The 16,758-nt window shown below is 50.9% G+C and carries 16 protein-coding genes and 2 pseudogenes; 2 read left to right on the top strand and 16 right to left on the bottom strand.

Features of this window, described 5'->3' with window-relative positions; genetic code table 11:
* Positions 1-76: 76 nt before the first annotated feature.
* Positions 77-493, bottom strand: coding sequence for an OsmC family protein (locus ACFSUS_RS14380; RefSeq protein WP_381523687.1), 417 nt, complete (start codon positions 491-493; stop codon positions 77-79).
* A 180-nt stretch (positions 494-673) separates the two neighbouring features.
* Between ACFSUS_RS14380 and ACFSUS_RS14375 the strand changes: the two genes are divergently transcribed.
* Positions 674-1,270 carry a Crp/Fnr family transcriptional regulator gene (locus ACFSUS_RS14375; RefSeq protein ID WP_381523686.1) on the top strand — a complete coding sequence of 199 codons (597 nt, stop codon included), beginning with the start codon at positions 674-676 and terminating at the stop codon, positions 1,268-1,270.
* 55 nt (positions 1,271-1,325) lie between these two features.
* Here the strand turns inward: ACFSUS_RS14375 and ACFSUS_RS14370 are convergent, their stop codons facing one another.
* Complete coding sequence (locus ACFSUS_RS14370; RefSeq protein WP_381523684.1) at positions 1,326-1,646, bottom strand: hypothetical protein; 321 nt, start codon at positions 1,644-1,646, stop codon at positions 1,326-1,328.
* 103 nt (positions 1,647-1,749) lie between these two features.
* On the bottom strand, positions 1,750-2,193 hold the full coding sequence (locus ACFSUS_RS14365; protein WP_381523682.1) for a GNAT family N-acetyltransferase: 444 nt from the start codon (positions 2,191-2,193) through the stop codon (positions 1,750-1,752).
* Between the two features lie 290 nt (positions 2,194-2,483).
* Between ACFSUS_RS14365 and ACFSUS_RS14360 the strand changes: the two genes are divergently transcribed.
* Positions 2,484-5,831, top strand: a complete 3,348-nt coding sequence (locus ACFSUS_RS14360; protein ID WP_381523680.1) for a glycosyl hydrolase — start codon at positions 2,484-2,486, stop codon at positions 5,829-5,831.
* Between the two features lie 25 nt (positions 5,832-5,856).
* Here ACFSUS_RS14360 and ACFSUS_RS14355 read toward each other — a convergent pair whose 3' ends face one another.
* The 13 genes and pseudogenes from ACFSUS_RS14355 to ACFSUS_RS14295 all read right to left on the bottom strand — a co-directional run bounded on the left by ACFSUS_RS14355 (position 5,857) and on the right by ACFSUS_RS14295 (position 16,752).
* Positions 5,857-6,123 (bottom strand): hypothetical protein, encoded by a 267-nt coding sequence (locus tag ACFSUS_RS14355; protein WP_381523679.1) that lies wholly within the window; start codon positions 6,121-6,123, stop codon positions 5,857-5,859.
* Positions 6,124-6,127: 4 nt separating this feature from the next.
* Positions 6,128-6,436, bottom strand: a pseudogene (locus ACFSUS_RS14350) (GH92 family glycosyl hydrolase); the annotation flags it as partial.
* Positions 6,437-6,483: 47 nt separating this feature from the next.
* Positions 6,484-7,560 carry an OmpA family protein gene (locus tag ACFSUS_RS14345; protein WP_381523677.1) on the bottom strand — a complete coding sequence of 359 codons (1,077 nt, stop codon included), beginning with the start codon at positions 7,558-7,560 and terminating at the stop codon, positions 6,484-6,486.
* A gap of 139 nt (positions 7,561-7,699) precedes the next feature.
* Complete coding sequence (locus ACFSUS_RS14340; RefSeq protein WP_381523675.1) at positions 7,700-7,792, bottom strand: RagB/SusD family nutrient uptake outer membrane protein; 93 nt, start codon at positions 7,790-7,792, stop codon at positions 7,700-7,702.
* Between the two features lie 152 nt (positions 7,793-7,944).
* Positions 7,945-9,009 (bottom strand): peptidoglycan DD-metalloendopeptidase family protein, encoded by a 1,065-nt coding sequence (locus ACFSUS_RS14335; RefSeq protein WP_381523673.1) that lies wholly within the window; start codon positions 9,007-9,009, stop codon positions 7,945-7,947.
* Positions 9,010-9,087: 78 nt separating this feature from the next.
* Positions 9,088-10,044 (bottom strand): thioredoxin-disulfide reductase, encoded by a 957-nt coding sequence (gene trxB, locus ACFSUS_RS14330; RefSeq protein WP_381523672.1) that lies wholly within the window; start codon positions 10,042-10,044, stop codon positions 9,088-9,090.
* 202 nt (positions 10,045-10,246) lie between these two features.
* The gene (locus tag ACFSUS_RS14325; protein WP_381523670.1) at positions 10,247-12,247 is read right to left on the bottom strand and encodes an OmpA family protein; all 2,001 of its coding nucleotides are present in this window, start codon (positions 12,245-12,247) and stop codon (positions 10,247-10,249) included.
* Positions 12,202-12,837, bottom strand: a complete 636-nt coding sequence (locus ACFSUS_RS14320; RefSeq protein WP_381523668.1) for a 7-carboxy-7-deazaguanine synthase QueE — start codon at positions 12,835-12,837, stop codon at positions 12,202-12,204. The genes ACFSUS_RS14325 and ACFSUS_RS14320 overlap by 46 nt, the downstream gene beginning before the upstream one ends.
* A 45-nt stretch (positions 12,838-12,882) precedes the next feature.
* Positions 12,883-13,168, bottom strand: a pseudogene (locus ACFSUS_RS14315) (sulfatase-like hydrolase/transferase); the annotation flags it as partial.
* Complete coding sequence (locus tag ACFSUS_RS14310) at positions 13,165-14,538, bottom strand: sulfatase (RefSeq protein WP_381523667.1); 1,374 nt, start codon at positions 14,536-14,538, stop codon at positions 13,165-13,167. The pseudogene ACFSUS_RS14315 and the gene ACFSUS_RS14310, both read right to left, overlap by 4 nt.
* 37 nt (positions 14,539-14,575) lie before the next feature.
* Positions 14,576-14,929 (bottom strand): sulfatase/phosphatase domain-containing protein, encoded by a 354-nt coding sequence (locus ACFSUS_RS14305; protein ID WP_381523665.1) that lies wholly within the window; start codon positions 14,927-14,929, stop codon positions 14,576-14,578.
* A 32-nt stretch (positions 14,930-14,961) separates the two neighbouring features.
* On the bottom strand, positions 14,962-15,669 hold the full coding sequence (locus ACFSUS_RS14300) for a thioredoxin domain-containing protein (protein ID WP_381523663.1): 708 nt from the start codon (positions 15,667-15,669) through the stop codon (positions 14,962-14,964).
* Between the two features lie 24 nt (positions 15,670-15,693).
* A complete protein-coding gene (locus ACFSUS_RS14295; protein ID WP_381523662.1) occupies positions 15,694-16,752 on the bottom strand; it encodes a glycoside hydrolase family protein in 1,059 nt (352 codons plus the stop codon).
* Between the last annotated feature and the right edge of the window lie 6 nt (positions 16,753-16,758).

Raw genomic sequence — 16,758 nt, 5'->3', positions numbered from 1 at the left:
ATCAAGCCGGTGGCTAAGTAGGCAATGGGTGAAAGAGCGAAAGTCCAGCATACCCGCTCTTTCGCTCTTTCACTCTTTAAGCCAATGTCGCGTCCACGCTGATGGTGGTGTTGAATAGCTTGGAGATGGGACAGTTGTGCTCGGCATGATCCACCAGCTCGTCAAACTTGGCTTTGTCGAGGCCTGGTACAGCCGCGTTGAGCGTTAGTTTCGAGCTGGTGATGCCACCATCTTCCAGGGTGATGTCGCACTTGACATCCAGCGAATCAGCGGCAAAACCCGCTTGTTGAATGTTAAAGGCCAGTTGCATGGCAAAACAACCTGCGTGGGCAGCCGCTACCAATTCTTCGGGATTTGTGCCTACACCATCCGCGAAGCGGGTATTGAAGGAGTACTGGGTCTGATTGAGAACGGTGCTGGCGGTGGTGAGCGTACCTTTACCATCTTTGCCGGTACCAGCCCAATGAGCCGACGCATTGCGGGTAATTTTCATAACTGTATGTTTAGATTGGTTACCAATTTTTTTTCTTAACGGGCCAAAAGTAGGATAAAGACCGTTGGTCATTTTTCACCTATGTTAAAAAGCGAAAAGAGCCCTATATGAATCAAGAACTAGTTTGCAGATTTAGGGTTTCGTCAGAAGAGCCTAGGAGGAACCATAACTAATTAAGCGATGCGGTCACCCGGACATGAGTTGTTGGAGTACCATTTGCAGCAGTTTGCTCAGCTATCCGATGCCGATATTCGGTTGACAGACGAGTTCTGGCAGCTTAGGGCCATTGCCAAGCACGAGTTGTTTACGTTTAAAAATGCGGTTTGTCGGCACGTAGGCTTCATTTTGAAAGGCATCTTTCGGGTGTATTATGTGGACCCGAAAACGGACCTGGAGCATAATCTATATTTTGTGGCTGAGAACACGTTCCTCACTTCGTTGAAAAGTTTGTTAACACAAACCACCTGTCCCTATATTATTGAAGCGCTGGAAGATGCCGAGCTGATGGTCATTGACTATGAGCACCTCCAGCAGCTCTATTCCAGGTCGCATGGATGGGAGCACTTCGGCCGGGTTCTGGCCGAACAGTATTTCCTGTTTAACCAGACCCGGTCTGAGAGTTTATTAATGCAGACGGCTGAAGAACGGTACGTCGATTTAGTTGAAAACCACCCCGACATTTTGAACCGGGTTTCACTAGGTCATATCGCTTCTTATCTGGGTATCAAAGGTCCTTCGCTGAGCCGAATTCGGGCGCAGGTAGCGCATCGCTGCTAGCCGATATAAACGCGTTCCGTCCCTGTTTCGTAGGTGTGGGCTAAGATGGGCTGGATTAATAGCCTTCATCAGTGACTAGATAGTAATGCTCGTGCTGAGTCGACTGATCGGCGTTTTTGAGGGTAACCTTGAGCCAATCAACGTGCGTATAGACATTAAAAGGGGCGTAGTGCGTATCGACCACTTCCTGGTTGCGAACTGATGCCCGATTCTGGACAAAATTAATGGCCTCTTCCCGAGAGTCGAATGTGCCCAGCAAGTCGCCTAAATCAAGAGTGGGTTCCTGGTCGGGGAGTTCGCCCGTTGTGTTCGAGATGGGTGAGTCGATAGTCTCCAGCGCATCAGACGTTGAAGCTGCATACAATTCAATAGTCATCCAGATGTAATGGTTGGTCTGAACGGATAACTACACAACGGGTCATTTTGATACAAAAGACCACACTTGCCGCGGCTTGGTTTGACCTTAAAGCGGCCTTAATTTATGCCCTGCTTTGGTATGCCCATTCCCAGACATCGCCATCTTCCTCATCCCAGACGGTACCCAGGCAGATGAACTTGTTTTTGCGCAGGATATGCGTTGAATAACTTTCTTCGGGTAGTGTCCTGGCGGTAACCGTAACGAGAGGGTCAGCTTGTAAGGCCAGGCGTACTAATTGCTTGCATACCTCAGTGCCAACGCCCCGGTTTTGGTAAGCCGGAAAGGTGCCATACGCAATTTCGACCCGGCCCGCTTTAGGTTGGCCCTTAAAAGCTGCACTGCCTACCAGTTTGCCATCCAACTCGACAAAATAACCAATCCAGGGTGGTACGTACCCTACGCGATTAAAGAAATCAATCGTCATTGACAGACCGGGTTCGCAATCGGGATTGCCAATAAAGTGGGCATTGTCTAAACGTGTTTGCTGAATTGGCAGAAGTTTCACTGATGTAATCGGCCATGTAAAGGTTGGGCACGTAAGGTGCCGCCCGGATATGGTATAAAAGTACACGGTTTTCCAAAGCCTTATACATTTTACGGGTTTACAGCTTGAGATCGCTAACCTGGCGAAATATCAGCGCACTTACCCTGGGTAAATGCCTGACTTAGAGTGGCTGATACCTTGAAAAAACCACATAGAAACCCGTAGCCGTAGATATATGCTTGGAGTAATCTAGGGGCTACGTTCCAGGCGGTTTATTTTTTATATCTTTCTTTTCCTAACCGTTCATACCTATGATTCATCTCCGTACTTATAGTAAGACGGCCGGTGCCTTGATGGCGCTGTCGCTACTCAGTTCTCCAGCTTTTTCTCAGTCGGTCAGTACGTTGCAATCCGGCTTTCAAAACCCGCCCAATGCGGCCAGACCCAGGGTGTGGTGGCATTGGATGAATGGCAACATCACTAAAGAAGGGATTCAGAAAGACCTGGAATGGATGCAACGGGTCGGTATCGGCGGATTCCAGAACTTTGACGCTAGCTTGTTCACTCCGCAGGTCGTCGCCAAAAAACTCGTGTTCATGACGCCGGAATGGAAAGACGCCTTCCGACATACAACCGAACTGGCCGATAAATTACAGCTTGAAATGGCTATTGCCGGGTCGCCGGGCTGGAGCGTTACGGGCGGCCCCTGGGTAAAGCCGCAGGATGGTATGAAAAAATACGTCTGGACAGAAACCCGTGTCGTAGGCGGGCAACGCTTTTCGGGGAAACTGCCTCAGCCTTCGTCAAAAACGGGCGCTTTCCAGCAAGTTGAGATGCCCAAAACGGGAACACTCGGCCAATCGGTAGGCCAATTGCCAACTTTCTACGAGGATGCCGCCGTAATTGCCTATCGCTTACCAGCCAGTGATAAATTGATGGTCGAACTTAATCCTAAAGTCACTTCGAGTGGCGGTACGTTCAGCCTGGCCGAACTAACCGATGGGGATGTGGCTACGGCTCGGTACCTGCCACCCAAAGAAGTAGGCGAAGACATGTGGATTCAGTACGAATTTGATAAGCCCCAAACGTTCAAGGCGTTTTCGATTGCAGGGGCGAATCACATTGCGCTCGAAGATTTTAACGGGGGTCCCCAAAACCGATCCCTGAAAGTTAGCGACGATGGAACAGATTTTCGGGAAGTGGTAGCCATTCCTGGGAGCATCGTTCCGCAAAATACCCTCAGTATTCCGCCAACTACGGCCAAATATTTCCGGTTTACGTTTAAGACTTTACAGCCCCAGGTTAACATGTTTGCGGCCATGGCGGGCGTAAAGCCCGAACCACCCAAGACGGAGGGCGTGAATGTAGCCGAGCTGGCTTTACACAACACCGATCGAATTAACCTCTTTGAAGACAAAGCGGGCTTCAATCCCTGGAAGGAAGAAGCTACTTCGCCTAAAACCTCTCGGGCGGATGCCATTCCCGTTGCCGATATAGTCGACCTCAGTGCGAACCTGAAAGCAGATGGTACTTTGGAATGGAACGCACCAGCCGGTAATTGGGTCATTGTACGGTTGGGCTACTCGCTCACGGGGCGGCAAAATCACCCCGCTTCGCCCGAAGCCACTGGGCTGGAAGTGGACAAGCTCGACAAAACGGCTGTCAAAAAATACATCGAGACGTATCTGGACATGTATAAAGATGCCACGGGCGGCCTGATGGGAAGTAAAGGACTTCAGGCCATGGTGTTAGACAGTTACGAAGCAGGCCACATGACCTGGACGAAAGCCCTGCCCGAAGAGTTTGCCAAACGGCGCGGTTACGACCTGAAACCCTGGATTCCGGTGCTGACCGGCCGGGTTGTAAACAGCACCGAAGCCAGCGAACACTTTCTGTGGGACTTCCGCAAAACTATCGGTGAACTGATCGCCGAAAACCATTATGAAGTGATTGGTGATGCGTTGCACCAACGCGGTTTGAAACGCTACACGGAATCGCACGAAAACAAACGGATCTATCTGGCCGATGGCATGGACGTTAAACGTAAGGCCGACATTCCGATGGCGGCCATGTGGACGCCGGGAAGTTTGGCGGGCGGCAGCGATGAAGAAGTTCGAAGCAAAGCCGACATCCGCGAGTCGGCGTCAGTGGCACACATCTATGGCCAAAACCTGGTAGCAGCCGAATCAATGACTTCAATTGGTAATGCTTTTAGTTTCCATCCGGAGAAATTGAAACGAACGGCCGATATGGAGATGGCGTCGGGGTTGAACCGCTTTGTCATTCATACCTCGGTGCATCAGCCTCTGGACGATAAGAAGCCCGGCTTCTCACTAGGACCATTTGGACAATACTTTACCCGTCAGGAAACCTGGGCCGAACAGGCTAAACCCTGGATGGACTATTTAGCGCGAAGTTGCTATCTACTTCAGCAAGGAAAACCAGTGGTGGATGTGCTGTATTATTACGGAGAAAATCACAACATCACCTCCGCTTTTGCTAGTAAGTTGCCCCTAGTTCCGTTCGGCTACGAATATGATTTTGTCAACGCAGCGACCGTACTGACCGCATTGAAAGTAGAGAACGGAAAAATTGTGGCACCGAGTGGCCAGCAGTATAACTTGATGGTGCTCGACTCTACTGCCCGATACATGACGTTACCGGTTTTGAAGAAGATCAGGGACCTGGTGAAATCAGGCATGCGGCTAACCGGCACTAAGCCCGAACATTCTCCGAGTTTAGCCGATAACCCATCCGAGTTTCAAGTGGTAGTCAGCGAAATCTGGGGAAGTCCTACAGTTGTCAATAAGCCGATTGATGCGGTTTTGAAAGGGTTAAACGTAGCGAAGGATGTGGAGGTGTCGAATGCTAAAGCCGAAGTTTTGTACGTTCATCGGCAGGCTACGGATCAGGACATCTATTGGCTCAATAGCCGAAGCGATGCCCCTAACGAAGCGGTCGTCAGTTTCCGGGTGACGGGGAAAGTGCCTGAATTGTGGCATCCCCAGACCGGGAAAGTTGAAAAAATATCGTATGAGATTAAAGACGGACGGACCATCGTTCCCCTCCAGTTCGACCCATGGGACGCTTACTTCATCGTTTTCCAGCAGAAGGCAACAGCTAACTCGTACACGAAGCCGTCGGTTTCAGAATCAACAGCGACTCCGGTGAGTGGCCCCTGGGCCGTTCGTTTCCAGGCCGGTCGAGGGGCTCCGGAGCGCGCTACGTTGCCGCAGCTGGCTTCCTTCTCAGACCATGCCGATGCGGGAATCAAGTACTTCTCCGGCACGGCTACCTACGAGAACGCGTTTGATCTGACAAGCTTCGACAAAGCCGGACGCTATATAATTGATCTGGGTGACGTAAAAAACATCGCGGAAGTCATCGTCAACGGAAAAAGTATGGGCATCGTTTGGAAAAAGCCCTTTCGTTTAGATGTTACGGACGCCCTGAAAACAGGTCGGAACACGGTACAGATTAATGTAACCAACCTATGGGTAAACCGCCTGATTGGCGATCAGCAGCCGGGGGTTGCCCAAAAGATTACGTTTACGACTATGCCATTCTACAGAGCCGATTCACCACTGTTGCCTTCGGGGCTTCTGGGACCGGTAACGTTACGTTCCATGAAAAATAAAAGCGTAGTTTCTGCCAAATAAGGAAAGTGCACCAATGACTAAGTGCTTATGGATTCATTAACGCCAGCTTGGCGAAGAAATCATTGAGCATCAGATGTATATCAAGCTGGGTGTATACTCTTACCGGGCGTCCTTTGTCATTAAACTCATACGTTCCCTGTTGACTGATCGTTGGAGCCAACTTGATGGTGTAGCTGCTCGACGAAGGATCGGGCTCGAAAGACGATTGCAGTGCGGTTAACAGGACCAGCGGACTGTCGCCTAATACATAGGGTTCGCCGATATTAAGCTTATAGTTCTGAAGTCTGGTCATTAGGTTCATCAACCCGGAGCATCCCGGTGATCGGCATAAGCGAAAACTGGCCGTCGTCGTTCATCCAGGGCGAAGGTTGGTGAGTTCGTTTGAAGCCGCGAATTTTGTCGGCGGCATAAGTATACGCCCAACCATTGCCCATTTTGCTCGTTTGTGGCATCCAGAAGTTCATGCCCCAGGGTAGCGCAATAGCCGGATACGTGTTGCCATTCGATAAGCTCGGCTTTGAGCCAGTGCCAATTAGCGGGTTGACAAATTCAATAAGGTCGGTGAATTGTTGTTGGGATTGGGCGTGGCTGTCAATTGTGTTCAGGAGTATTAAGCAGCCAAAAAGGCAAATGAGGGCGGTTTTTATGAGTATTAATTGGCGGTAAGAGACATTGGTTCTGTTGCCATAAGTTGAATCACTACCCGGCGGCTTTTCGCTTTCAGTTCTTCTGGATCATTAGGCAAAGCGTTCTCATCCGGGCCTTTCCAGTCGATAATGAGCTGTTGATCAGATATGCCACGCTGGTTGAAATAATGCCGAATGGTTTTGGCGCGGTACTCCGATAAGGTAGTGTTCAAGTCTCGCCTGCCGACGTTATCAGTATAGCCCGTGATAGTCATCTGACCATTAGGCTGTTTTTTCAACACATCGATCAGTGAGTCCAGGATGCGTCGGTTAGCCGGACGTAGCTCGTATTTACTCTGGTCAAAGTAGAGGGTTGTCTGCCCGGTCGTGGTTGTCGGAAAGCGATGTACCCCCTGATTAAGAGCATTATTTGGCTTTTTGATTGGGGCGTAAACGAAATTGTATCCTTTCCGGATGGTGAACGTAGTCTCCGATAGCAGCTCTTTGTCCTTTGTTGATAGAGCCAATACATATTGTCCTGGCCGCATACCACCCCCCGGCTTTTTTGAGAAGAACCGGGGTATGTGACTTGGAATGAACCCCTCCTGTGCTTTTCTCATCGAGAAAATAGTAACACTGCTTATCAACCCAGGCCCTGGTGTTCTGACATCTCTTATGTCAAGATCAACTTCAACGCTGTCAACGAGTTGAAACGTAAAGGAGAATAGCGTTTCCGACTCGGCATAGCTTTCCGTTGAACGGGCCAGCGTAAAGTCGGGCGTTTCAATCTCAAACCGAGTCCCTGAGGGTATCGCATTGGCGAAGTGTACAGGGATCTTTAACGACTTATATCCTTCCGCTTCATAGATCAGGTGCGTTGCTGATGCAGGCAGTGAGCATTCAAAACGGCCCTCTTTAGTGCAGGTTCCTATCGGTTCACGGCGTTCGTTGATCACCGCAAACAGATCGGCTTTAACCGCGCTAGTGGCATTGGTATCCACACACCTACCATAAATTACGTAATGCTTACTCAATTGGTCTTGGGCCGATAAGTCTGCGCAGAGGAGACTACATACCAGCAACATGAAGTAGGAAAGCTTCATAAGGTGAGTTGTTTGTTGTTTGTTAAAAAGGTTTAGCTAAGCTATTACTACCCAGCTAAACCTTTCTGGTACATAAAACAACCAACCGTTAAGTCGCAATGCTGTATTACTCGGCTGAATTGTTCATTACGTGCCTGAATTAATTAGCCGGATAGCCGGGGTTCTGCTTTAGGGTAGGGTTCGCGGCCAATTGCCGTTGTGGAATTGGAAACAGCGCTTTAGTTAAAATCACTGGGTTGGTGGTCTCACCAGCTTGCTGTAGTGAACGCTCCCAACCGGATCATGTCCGTACGGCCTTCCTTACTTAAACGAAACGGCTCAACAGTTTCCTAGCTGGAAGTAGTTGCTGTTGAGCCTGTCGAATCTCCTGAGCACGGAGACAAATTAATTTACCCGTAGCTTTTGGCCGGGCCGAATGCGTGATCGGGAAGAGATATGATTACGTCGTGTTAGGGCTGATACTGACATGCCATACCGACTCGCAATGGAGCTTAGGGTTTCGCCCGATCGGACACGGTGCAGCACCGTCCGTTTGAAACGAGGTTTAAAGCTAATATCGGTTGAACGGCCACCCCGTAGATAATCCCAAACGCTGCCCGTCAGCAGGAAATGGTCAGAGTTTACGGTGTTTTCCGGAAAGGAGTAGATGTTGAGCGGGCTGAAAGGATTGCCTTCGTAGCGAACCTCAAAGTGGAGGTGTGGGCCAGAGCTGCGCCCTGTGCTTCCGCCGAGACCGAGTTGGTCACCTGCCTTCACTAACTGACCTTGCTCAACCGTCTGTTTAGACATGTGTCCATAGAGGGTTTCCAGACCATTGTAGTGCCTGACCAATACGAAACGACCGTATCCATCCCCATTCCAACCCACCACCCGAACAATACCATCAAAGGCAGAGTAGATTGGGTCACCGGTTTCGAGATCAAGGTCGGCACCCGTATGCCAGCGGCCCCAGCGGAAACCGAAGTTAGACGTCAGCTTACCTTCATTTAACGGAGCTGACCAATAGCGGTTGGCCGGCGGGTCGTATAACTTGATATCAATGGTTTCGTCAAACTCCAGTGGGTTAATGTTGTAAGGATCAACCTGGCGAGAATCCCAGACCGCGTAGTAGTCTGCAATTTTTACCCACTCATTACCAACTAATACAGAGTCAATGACTTCTACAACGCTGGTCTCTCCCTGGTCAATCATACTGGTGTCTTCACTGACGACCGGGTTAAGTTCTTTTTTGGGCTCAAATTGGTTGTTGAAGCGCAATTGAGTAGTTTCTTGTTCAAACTGGTCATCCGCTTTTCGGGGCTGATCAATGACCTGAGAATTGGAGTTATTCTGATTTTTGGGTGTAATACGCAGGTTATTCTTAAATCGCCCGCGCTCTTGAGCTTGTACAGTCAATGCCATGCACAAGCACCCAATGGCCAGCAGCCACTGTGTAGCGGTTTTTCTCATCGGTATCAAAGATGAGTTTTCGGTTTTCGGGTATGATGGCATCAGTGCGCCAGAAACCGAAAACCGAAAACTAGTAAGTTAATGAACAAGTTCCTGGCCCTGCATTTCCAGGGTAACAAGATAACGTTCTGCGTCAAGGGCCGCCATACAGCCTGTTCCGGCTGCGGTGATGGCTTGGCGATAGATGTTATCCTGGGCGTCTCCACAGGCAAAAACGCCAGGTATGTTAGTTCGGGTACTGCCTTTCTCGGTCAGAATGTAACCATTCTCGTCGAGGTCAAGATAATCCCGGAAAATATCTGTATTCGGTTTATGACCAATGGCCACAAAAAAGCCGGTCACATCTAAAACGCTTTCTTCACCCGTTACGGTATTTTTTACCCGCACGCCCGACACTTCTTCGTCACCTAAAACCTCTTCGGTTTCGGTGTTGTAGAGGATCTCAATGTTAGGGGCTGTTTTAACGCGCTGCTGCATGAACCGCGAGGCCCGCATTTCATCCCGTCGAACGAGCATGTATACTTTCCGGCAAAGATTGGCCAGGTAGCTGGCTTCTTCGGCCGCGGTGTCACCCGCACCTACAATCGCTACGTCCTGGCCGCGGAAAAAGAAACCATCGCAAACGGCACAGGCGGATACCCCGCGGCCATTTAGCCGCATTTCGGAAGGTAAGCCAAGCCACTTGGCTGATGCACCAGTCGAGATAATGACCGAATCGGCGGTTATTTCGTGTTTGTCGTCAACAACAGCGCGGTGAGGAAATCCCGAAAAGTCAACACTCGTCACCATCCCGTATCGAACATCGGTACCAAATCGACGCGCCTGATTTTCGAGATCTTGCATCATTTGCGGGCCATTAACACCATCTGGATAGCCAGGGAAATTATCTACCTCAGTAGTGATGGTCAACTGACCACCAGGTTGGGCACCCTGGTATAAAACGGGTTTCATATTGGCCCTTGATGCATAAATAGCAGCCGTGTAGCCTGCAGGGCCTGAGCCGATAATCAGGCACTTAACGTGTTCGGAAGTCATTGCGGTTGGCACGATGTCGTCTTTAAAGTAAGAAACAAAGTCTATCTAAGAGACTATGCTAAATAGACAACATATGCAAAATTGAAAAAAATCCCGAAGGAAAGCAAGGTTAGAGGGCGACGGGCATAGGGCAGGGGGCATAGTGTTTAAATGGAGCGGTTCGGTTATTTAGCCCCAACCTCTATGCCCTTCACCCTACGCCTTACAACACGCGCCACTCGATACGCCGGTTTAGTCGTCGGTTTTCGTCGTTGATGTTCGGGGCCAGTGGGCGGGTTTTTCCGAAACCTACCGCCTGAATACGAGCCGGAGCAATACCGGCCTTGGTCAGGTAGGCGACAACGGCCTGCGCCCGCTTTTGGGATAGCGTCAGGTTAGCGGCCGCATCACCTTTGTCATCAGTATGGCCCGATATTTCTATTTTAACGGACGGGTTTGATTGAAGAAACGCGGAGAGCCGGTCGAGTTCGGTGCGGGACTTCTCCGCAAGATCGTAACGGCCAGACTCGAAGAATAAGTTGTTCAGCGTCTCTTTGGCCGATGTTCCAGCTGTTACTGGTTCGAGCGGGACGCTCAACGACATGCCCGTTCCGGCGCTCCGGTCACCTTTGGTCTTTTGAGTGAAATCGAACGAAAGGCTTTTGAACAAGTAACCGGGGATGCTCACATAAAGTGCATATTCACCACCGCTTGGGAGCACAGCCGTGTACTGACCCGTCTGGGCATCGGCCTGTACTCGCGACAGTACCTGATTTGTCTTCAGATCAACCAGTTCGACGGTGGCTGCCAGCGGTTTATTGGTTTTAGCGTCGGCAATAACCCCTTTCAAATAGCTAACCGGCTTAATTCGCTCACGGAGCGATTCGGGTAGGTCGAAGGTGTACAGCCGTGACTTTTGTGAAACTCCTTCTTTTTGTTCTTCAAACGAATAATAAGCCCGTTTGCCATTAGCGGATACGAACAGCGACGCCTGATCTTCGGAGGTATTAATCGGATACCCCAGATTGGTGGGGGCAGACCAACCCGAAGGACCATTGTCAGCAATAAACAGATCGTAACCTCCCAGGCCCACGTGCCCTTCCGACGCAAAGAAAAGGCTTTGCCCGTTGGCATGAATAAACGGCGAAGCTTCGTTTGACGATGTATTGACCGGCTCGCCAACGTTGACCGGTTCGCCCCAGTTGCCTTCAGCGTCGAGGTCGCTACGCCATATGTCGCGTCGACCTTTACCACCGGGACGGTCAGAAACAAAGTACAGTCTTCGTCCATCGGCGGATAATGAAGGCTGCGATTCATAGTAGCGGGTATTGATAACGGGTCCCAGGTTTTCCGGACTCGACCAGTCGCTACCGGTTTTCCGGCTTAGGTACAGATCACAGCTCCCGAACCCTTTTCGACCCTGACAGGCGGTGAAGACAATCAGGCGACCGTCGGCCGAGAGGCTGGCGGTACCTTCGTTATCCGGGGAGTTGATGCCCGAGGAGAGCGATGCTGGGGGCGACCAGGTTTCGCCATTGAAACTGGCCGTCATCAGGTCTTCGTCGCCTTCGGGCTTCAAAGCCGTAAATACCAGCGTTTGCTCGTCGGCCGTCAGGACCGGAAAATATTGCGAAGGCGTAGTTTGCAATACTGAAGACAGTGGCTTTGGGTCTACCGCCTGCGGATGCAGCAAAGCTTCCTGCCCAAAACGAGCGGACTCGATCTGACGACTAATGCGTTTGGCCTGCGCCGACTGCGGGGCAAACATAGTCTGAAATTTTTCGAGATAAGGCAGGGCCTCACTATAGCGGCCTAATCGAAGCAACGCAGTACTCAGTGACTGATAAGCGGCCCCGGAGGCCGGGCTATCGGGCTGGAGTTTGATCGCATTCCGGTAGGCAGCCATCGCAGGCTCAAACCGCTTAGTGAACTCGTACAACTGGCCCAGCTTCAGGTAGGCATCCGAAAAATTTGGGTCGACTTTTACGGCCTGTTCCATGAACGGAATGGCTTCATTGGCCTTGCGTTCACCGAACAGCTTTATTGATTGAGCGTAAAGTTCCTGCGCTTTGGGCGATTGGCAAAGGGCGTGGGGCATGGAGCAAAGGGCTAATAAAAGCGAAGCGATTAGCGCTACCACTAGCTTCTCCCAGCCCTTAGCTCCCGACCCAAGTCTGCCTATGGAATATCTAAGTATTTGTGCGTCTGCAACGAAATTTGCCATTGCGGATGTTCTTTTACATACTCAACGATGCGGGAGAGCATTTCATTGGAACGACTCCATTCAGTTTGCAAAAAGAGTTTGCAACCGGGCCGCAGATGAGGCACAAATGATTCTGCAAAAGCAAAATCTGAGGGATTGTAAATGATGACTTTCAGCTCGTTGGCTTTGTCAAATATCGCCGGATTTGGCTTTTTGAATTTCTTGGGCGAAAAGCAAATCCAGTCCCACGAGCCCGTCACAGCCTGGCATACGCCAGAGGTTTCAATGTTGGTTTGAAACCCGGCCGCTTGAAGGGTTTTAGTCAGCGCGGTAAGGTCGTGCATGAGGGGTTCCCCTCCCGTAACAACCGCCATTCGGCCGGGGTGCTGCAAAGCGCCTTGTACAATAGCCTCAACGGTTTGCTGGGGGTGGGCGCTGGCATCCCATGACTCTTTAACATCGCACCAGTGACAGCCCACGTCGCAGCCGCCGAGCCGGATAAAATAAGCTGCCCGACCCGTATGCGCTCCTTCGCCCTGAAGCGTGTAAAAAGCTTCCATAACGGGCAAGGTGTGCGTTAGTGTTGTTTGTTGTTTCTGTTCCAAAAGCATATACAAAGATACGAATGCGTAGGCGGATTATCAGGGTAGATTGTTGGGCTCTTTGGTCATGTGGCCGATGCCGGCCTGGTGCTGAAACAGGCCGGTCATTAAAGCCGCGCGGGTAGGGCAGCAGCGGGCGGTATTATAAAACTGCGTAAACCGAACCCCTTTGCGAGCCAGCTTGTCCCAGATCTGAGTAGCCCATGTCGTCGGCCATGATCAGCACGATATTGGGCTTGGGTGGGGCCTGTGGGTTTCGGCTTGCTACGGTTAGGGGCGGAGTAGCTCCCAGAAGGAGTAGTTCGCTCAGGAGAGCACCGAGGAGAAACAGTCTATTCATGGTTTTACCGGAAGATTCGTTGTGAATTTGAAATCAGCGGCTGCCTTTTGTCGCCATTGCCTCAGCCGGGTCAGTAGTTGTTCTCGTTGTGCGGGTAGCTTTTGGGATAAGTCGGTTTGTTCTCCCAAATCGTCCGAAAGATTGAAAAGTTGAACCTGGCCGTTGTCGAAGTATTCGATCAGTTTGAAATCACCGCTTCGAATAGCACCAGCTGAGCGACCACCAAGAAAATGAGGTTTGGCTATTGGGTAATGCCAGTACAGTGTTCTTGGTATTGGCCCGGCCTTACCTTTCAAGACAGGAGCCAAACTGACGCCGTCCAGAACCAAATTAGCCGAAGGCTGCACGCCAACCAGTTCTAGTAATGTGGGGTAAATATCCAGCGTGTTGATGACCTGGTCCGAAACTGATCCAGCTTTGATCGTACCCGGCCAGTAGGCTACGAAAGGCTCACGAATCCCACCTTCGTACAACTTCGATTTACCCCCACGCAAAGGTGCGTTGGATGTTACGTTGCGTTCTCCACCATTGTCGGACGTAAACAGAATTAGCGTATTATCACTGACTCCCAACTCCTTCAACGTAGCGACAATCTGTCCGACACCGTCATCAATACGTTCCAGCATGGCGGCCAATTCGGGATTGTTCTGGTTGGTGCCAGCTCCTGCTTTTTGTTTGTATTTCGCTACGTCGTTTGGTTTGCCCGCCAGTTTCGTATGGACGGCGTAATGCGATAGATACAGGAAAAACGGTCGTGCCTGATTACGTTTGATGAAGTCGACTGCTTCGGCGTTCAGCCGATCCGTTAAATACTCGCCTTCGATTTTGGCCTGGACGTCCGGCATAAAAAAATACGGATGGACGTAGTCGCCGTTGGCAATGTAGCCGGTTTCGGAGCAGATTACTTCGTCCCAACCATGCTTAGCCGGTTCGCCTTTTTTCTGGCTATAGTCGCCCGTCAAATGCCACTTGCCGACTAAGCCTGAGTGGTAGCCAGCCTTCTTCAATTGCTCATTGAGGGTTACGTAGTCGGGCGAAAGAAACTTTTCGTCCTTAGTGTCCAAATAGTCCGTTATGCCGATGTGGGCGGGGTGTTGCCCGGTCATGAGGGCAATACGCGTGGGGGTACAGACGGGTGCGGTGGCGTAGGCCTGCGTGAAGCGCATACCGCCTGCTGCCAATCGGTCGAGGTTCGGCGTTTCGTTGAAGCGATTACCATAACAGCCCAGTTCACTCCATCCCAAATCATCGGCCAGAATAAAGATGATGTTGGGCGCAGTTTTGGCCCTGGGCAACTGGGCAAAAGTTGCTCCGGTAAATGACATTATCCCAACGAGAATGGTCAGGCAGGTAAAAGGCAGGTGCTTCATCTTATTTCTGATTGAGTAGTTATAGTCAAACCTTTCCTTACAAAACAGCCTGTTTCAATGCTTTATACCGCTTTCGCATTTGTTCGAGTTGCTTAACGTACCGGGTATCCTTAGCCAGATTCGTCGTTTCATGCGGATCATGCCTGGTGTCGTAAAGCTCCTCGTAACCATATTCCGTGAACAACATGTATTTTAGTTGCGGACTCACCACACCTTCTACTTTAGGGATTTGGGGGCTGCCCATGAACGTGTGTTCGTAGAAGAAGTCTGTCCGGTTGGGCCTTTTTTCGTTTAGGCTACTGGTTAAATCAATCCCCTGCATGGTTGAAGGAATCGGTGTGCCTGCCAAGGATAACAGCGTTGGCCGCTTCGTTTGCGTGGAGAGACGCAAACGAAGCGGGTCGGCTATTGGTGAAGAATGGGTTAAAGCGACTCGGCGATACTGGCCTGAATTTCGGTCTTCGGCGTTACGCCAGCTTTCTTCCATACCTGCTGGCTGCCTTTGTAAAGGACCAGCGTAGGTAACGAGGTGATACCAAGTTCTTTTACCAGCGCCTTGTTTTCGTAGGCTTCGATACGAACGACTTTGATGTTCGATGCCTGTTCCTTTTCCAGCTCATCTACCGTAGGCGCCAGCTTTTTGCAGGAACCGCAGTAACGGGAGCCGAAGTCAACCAGGACAAGCTTATCCGATTTCAACTGGGCTTGGTAATCCGCCAGCGACAATCCGGCGCCAACCGTCGATTCGACGGGACGGCCAGAGCCAATCCATTTGCTTAACCCACCCGGTAGTTCTGTTACGTCCGAGAAGCCCGCTTCCTGCAACTCTTTGGCGAGCTTGCCACTACGTCCGTTACCGATGGAGTAGACAAAGACCGGATTCGCTTTATTGAGCGTTTTAATCTGTTTCTGAAAGTCGGCCTCGTTTGCTACGCTGAAGGAAATAGCCCCCTTGAGATGGTTCTGGTTGTATTCTTCTTCCGAACGAGCGTCCAGAATCTGCGCCCGGTCGCCGGCCTGCTGAAGTTTGGCCTCGAACGCTTCAAATGTCAGCGCCGGGGTCTGGGCTTTCAGGGTCAGGCATACGAAAAACGCGAAGCTCAGTGTTAATAGGAAGCGGTTGATTTTCATAGTTATATTTAGTTTAGTGAATTCTTATTTGTTGGGTGAAGCTCGGTTGGCTACCGGCTGCTTGTCGAAGATCAGCCGACCAATCGCAATGGCGTTTTCGCCGGCGGCCGAATACAACAGGTACCAGTTCTTGTTTTCCTCGAATACGTAGGGATCTCGCAACTCCCGCACCTTGCCGTAGTACAAGCCTATCTTTGAGGTCGTAAGCGGAAGGTTAGCGCCTTCGTAGTCAGTTTGGGGAGCGGCTACTTCCTGGGGCGGGGTAGCTGTCCAGGCCGTCCAGTTGTCAGTCAGCTTAATTTTGGTGAGCAAAATGCGCTCGGGTGTATCACCCACGCGGCTGTAGAACACCCAGAGCGTATCACCAACCAATTTCACTGCCGAATGACGCAGGGCATTGGGCTTCTGAATTTTGGCAAATGGGTTAGGCCCTTTCTCGAACTCGGTCTTACCATCGTTGGACCGGTAGATGGCGCTCGACCGACCGATGGCGTAGTACTTATCGTTCCACTGAAAGACCCGGAAATATGATTCACCCAGCACTGCCGTATCAGCTTTGAAGTGGATTCCGTCCCGGGTCGTGGCTCGTAGCGTGTATTGGCCTTTCTGCCCCTTGTGTTCCAGAGGGCAGTGGAAATACAGGATCAGCTGCTTTTGACGGTCATCAATGTGCACATCGGGCGAGGCCACGTGTGTTACACCATCGCCCGCGTTTTCGGCTCCCTCATGGCGAACGCTCTCGGTGGCCGGAAACGGCGCGTCGTTGCAGCGACAATCGGTGATCTGCAAGGTGCCCGGTTGGTAAATCTTCCAGGGACCATGCAGATCGTCGGCGTAGGCCAGCCGAATGTATTTGCCTTTATGATGAGCAAAATACAGGTAGTACTTGCCCAGCTTATTCGGTAGCCAATCGGGGACTTTGATCAGCGAAGGGCCGTTAATGTCGTCGCCGTCCTGACCAGGCAGTGAAGAGGCCGAAATGATAGGATTGCTGGCAAAGCGTTCCAGGGATATGTTTTGTGCATTAGACCTATGAAATAACAAGAGTAGGAGGGCTAATGACCAACGTGCCGGTTGTTTCATAATGCT

Source organism: Spirosoma soli (assembly GCF_042684525.1).
In the GTDB taxonomy this organism is placed as follows: Bacteria; Bacteroidota; Bacteroidia; order Cytophagales; family Spirosomataceae; genus Spirosoma; species Spirosoma soli.
The sequence above is the reverse complement of the archived record's forward strand: the minus strand, read 5'-3'. Positions and strand labels throughout refer to the sequence as shown.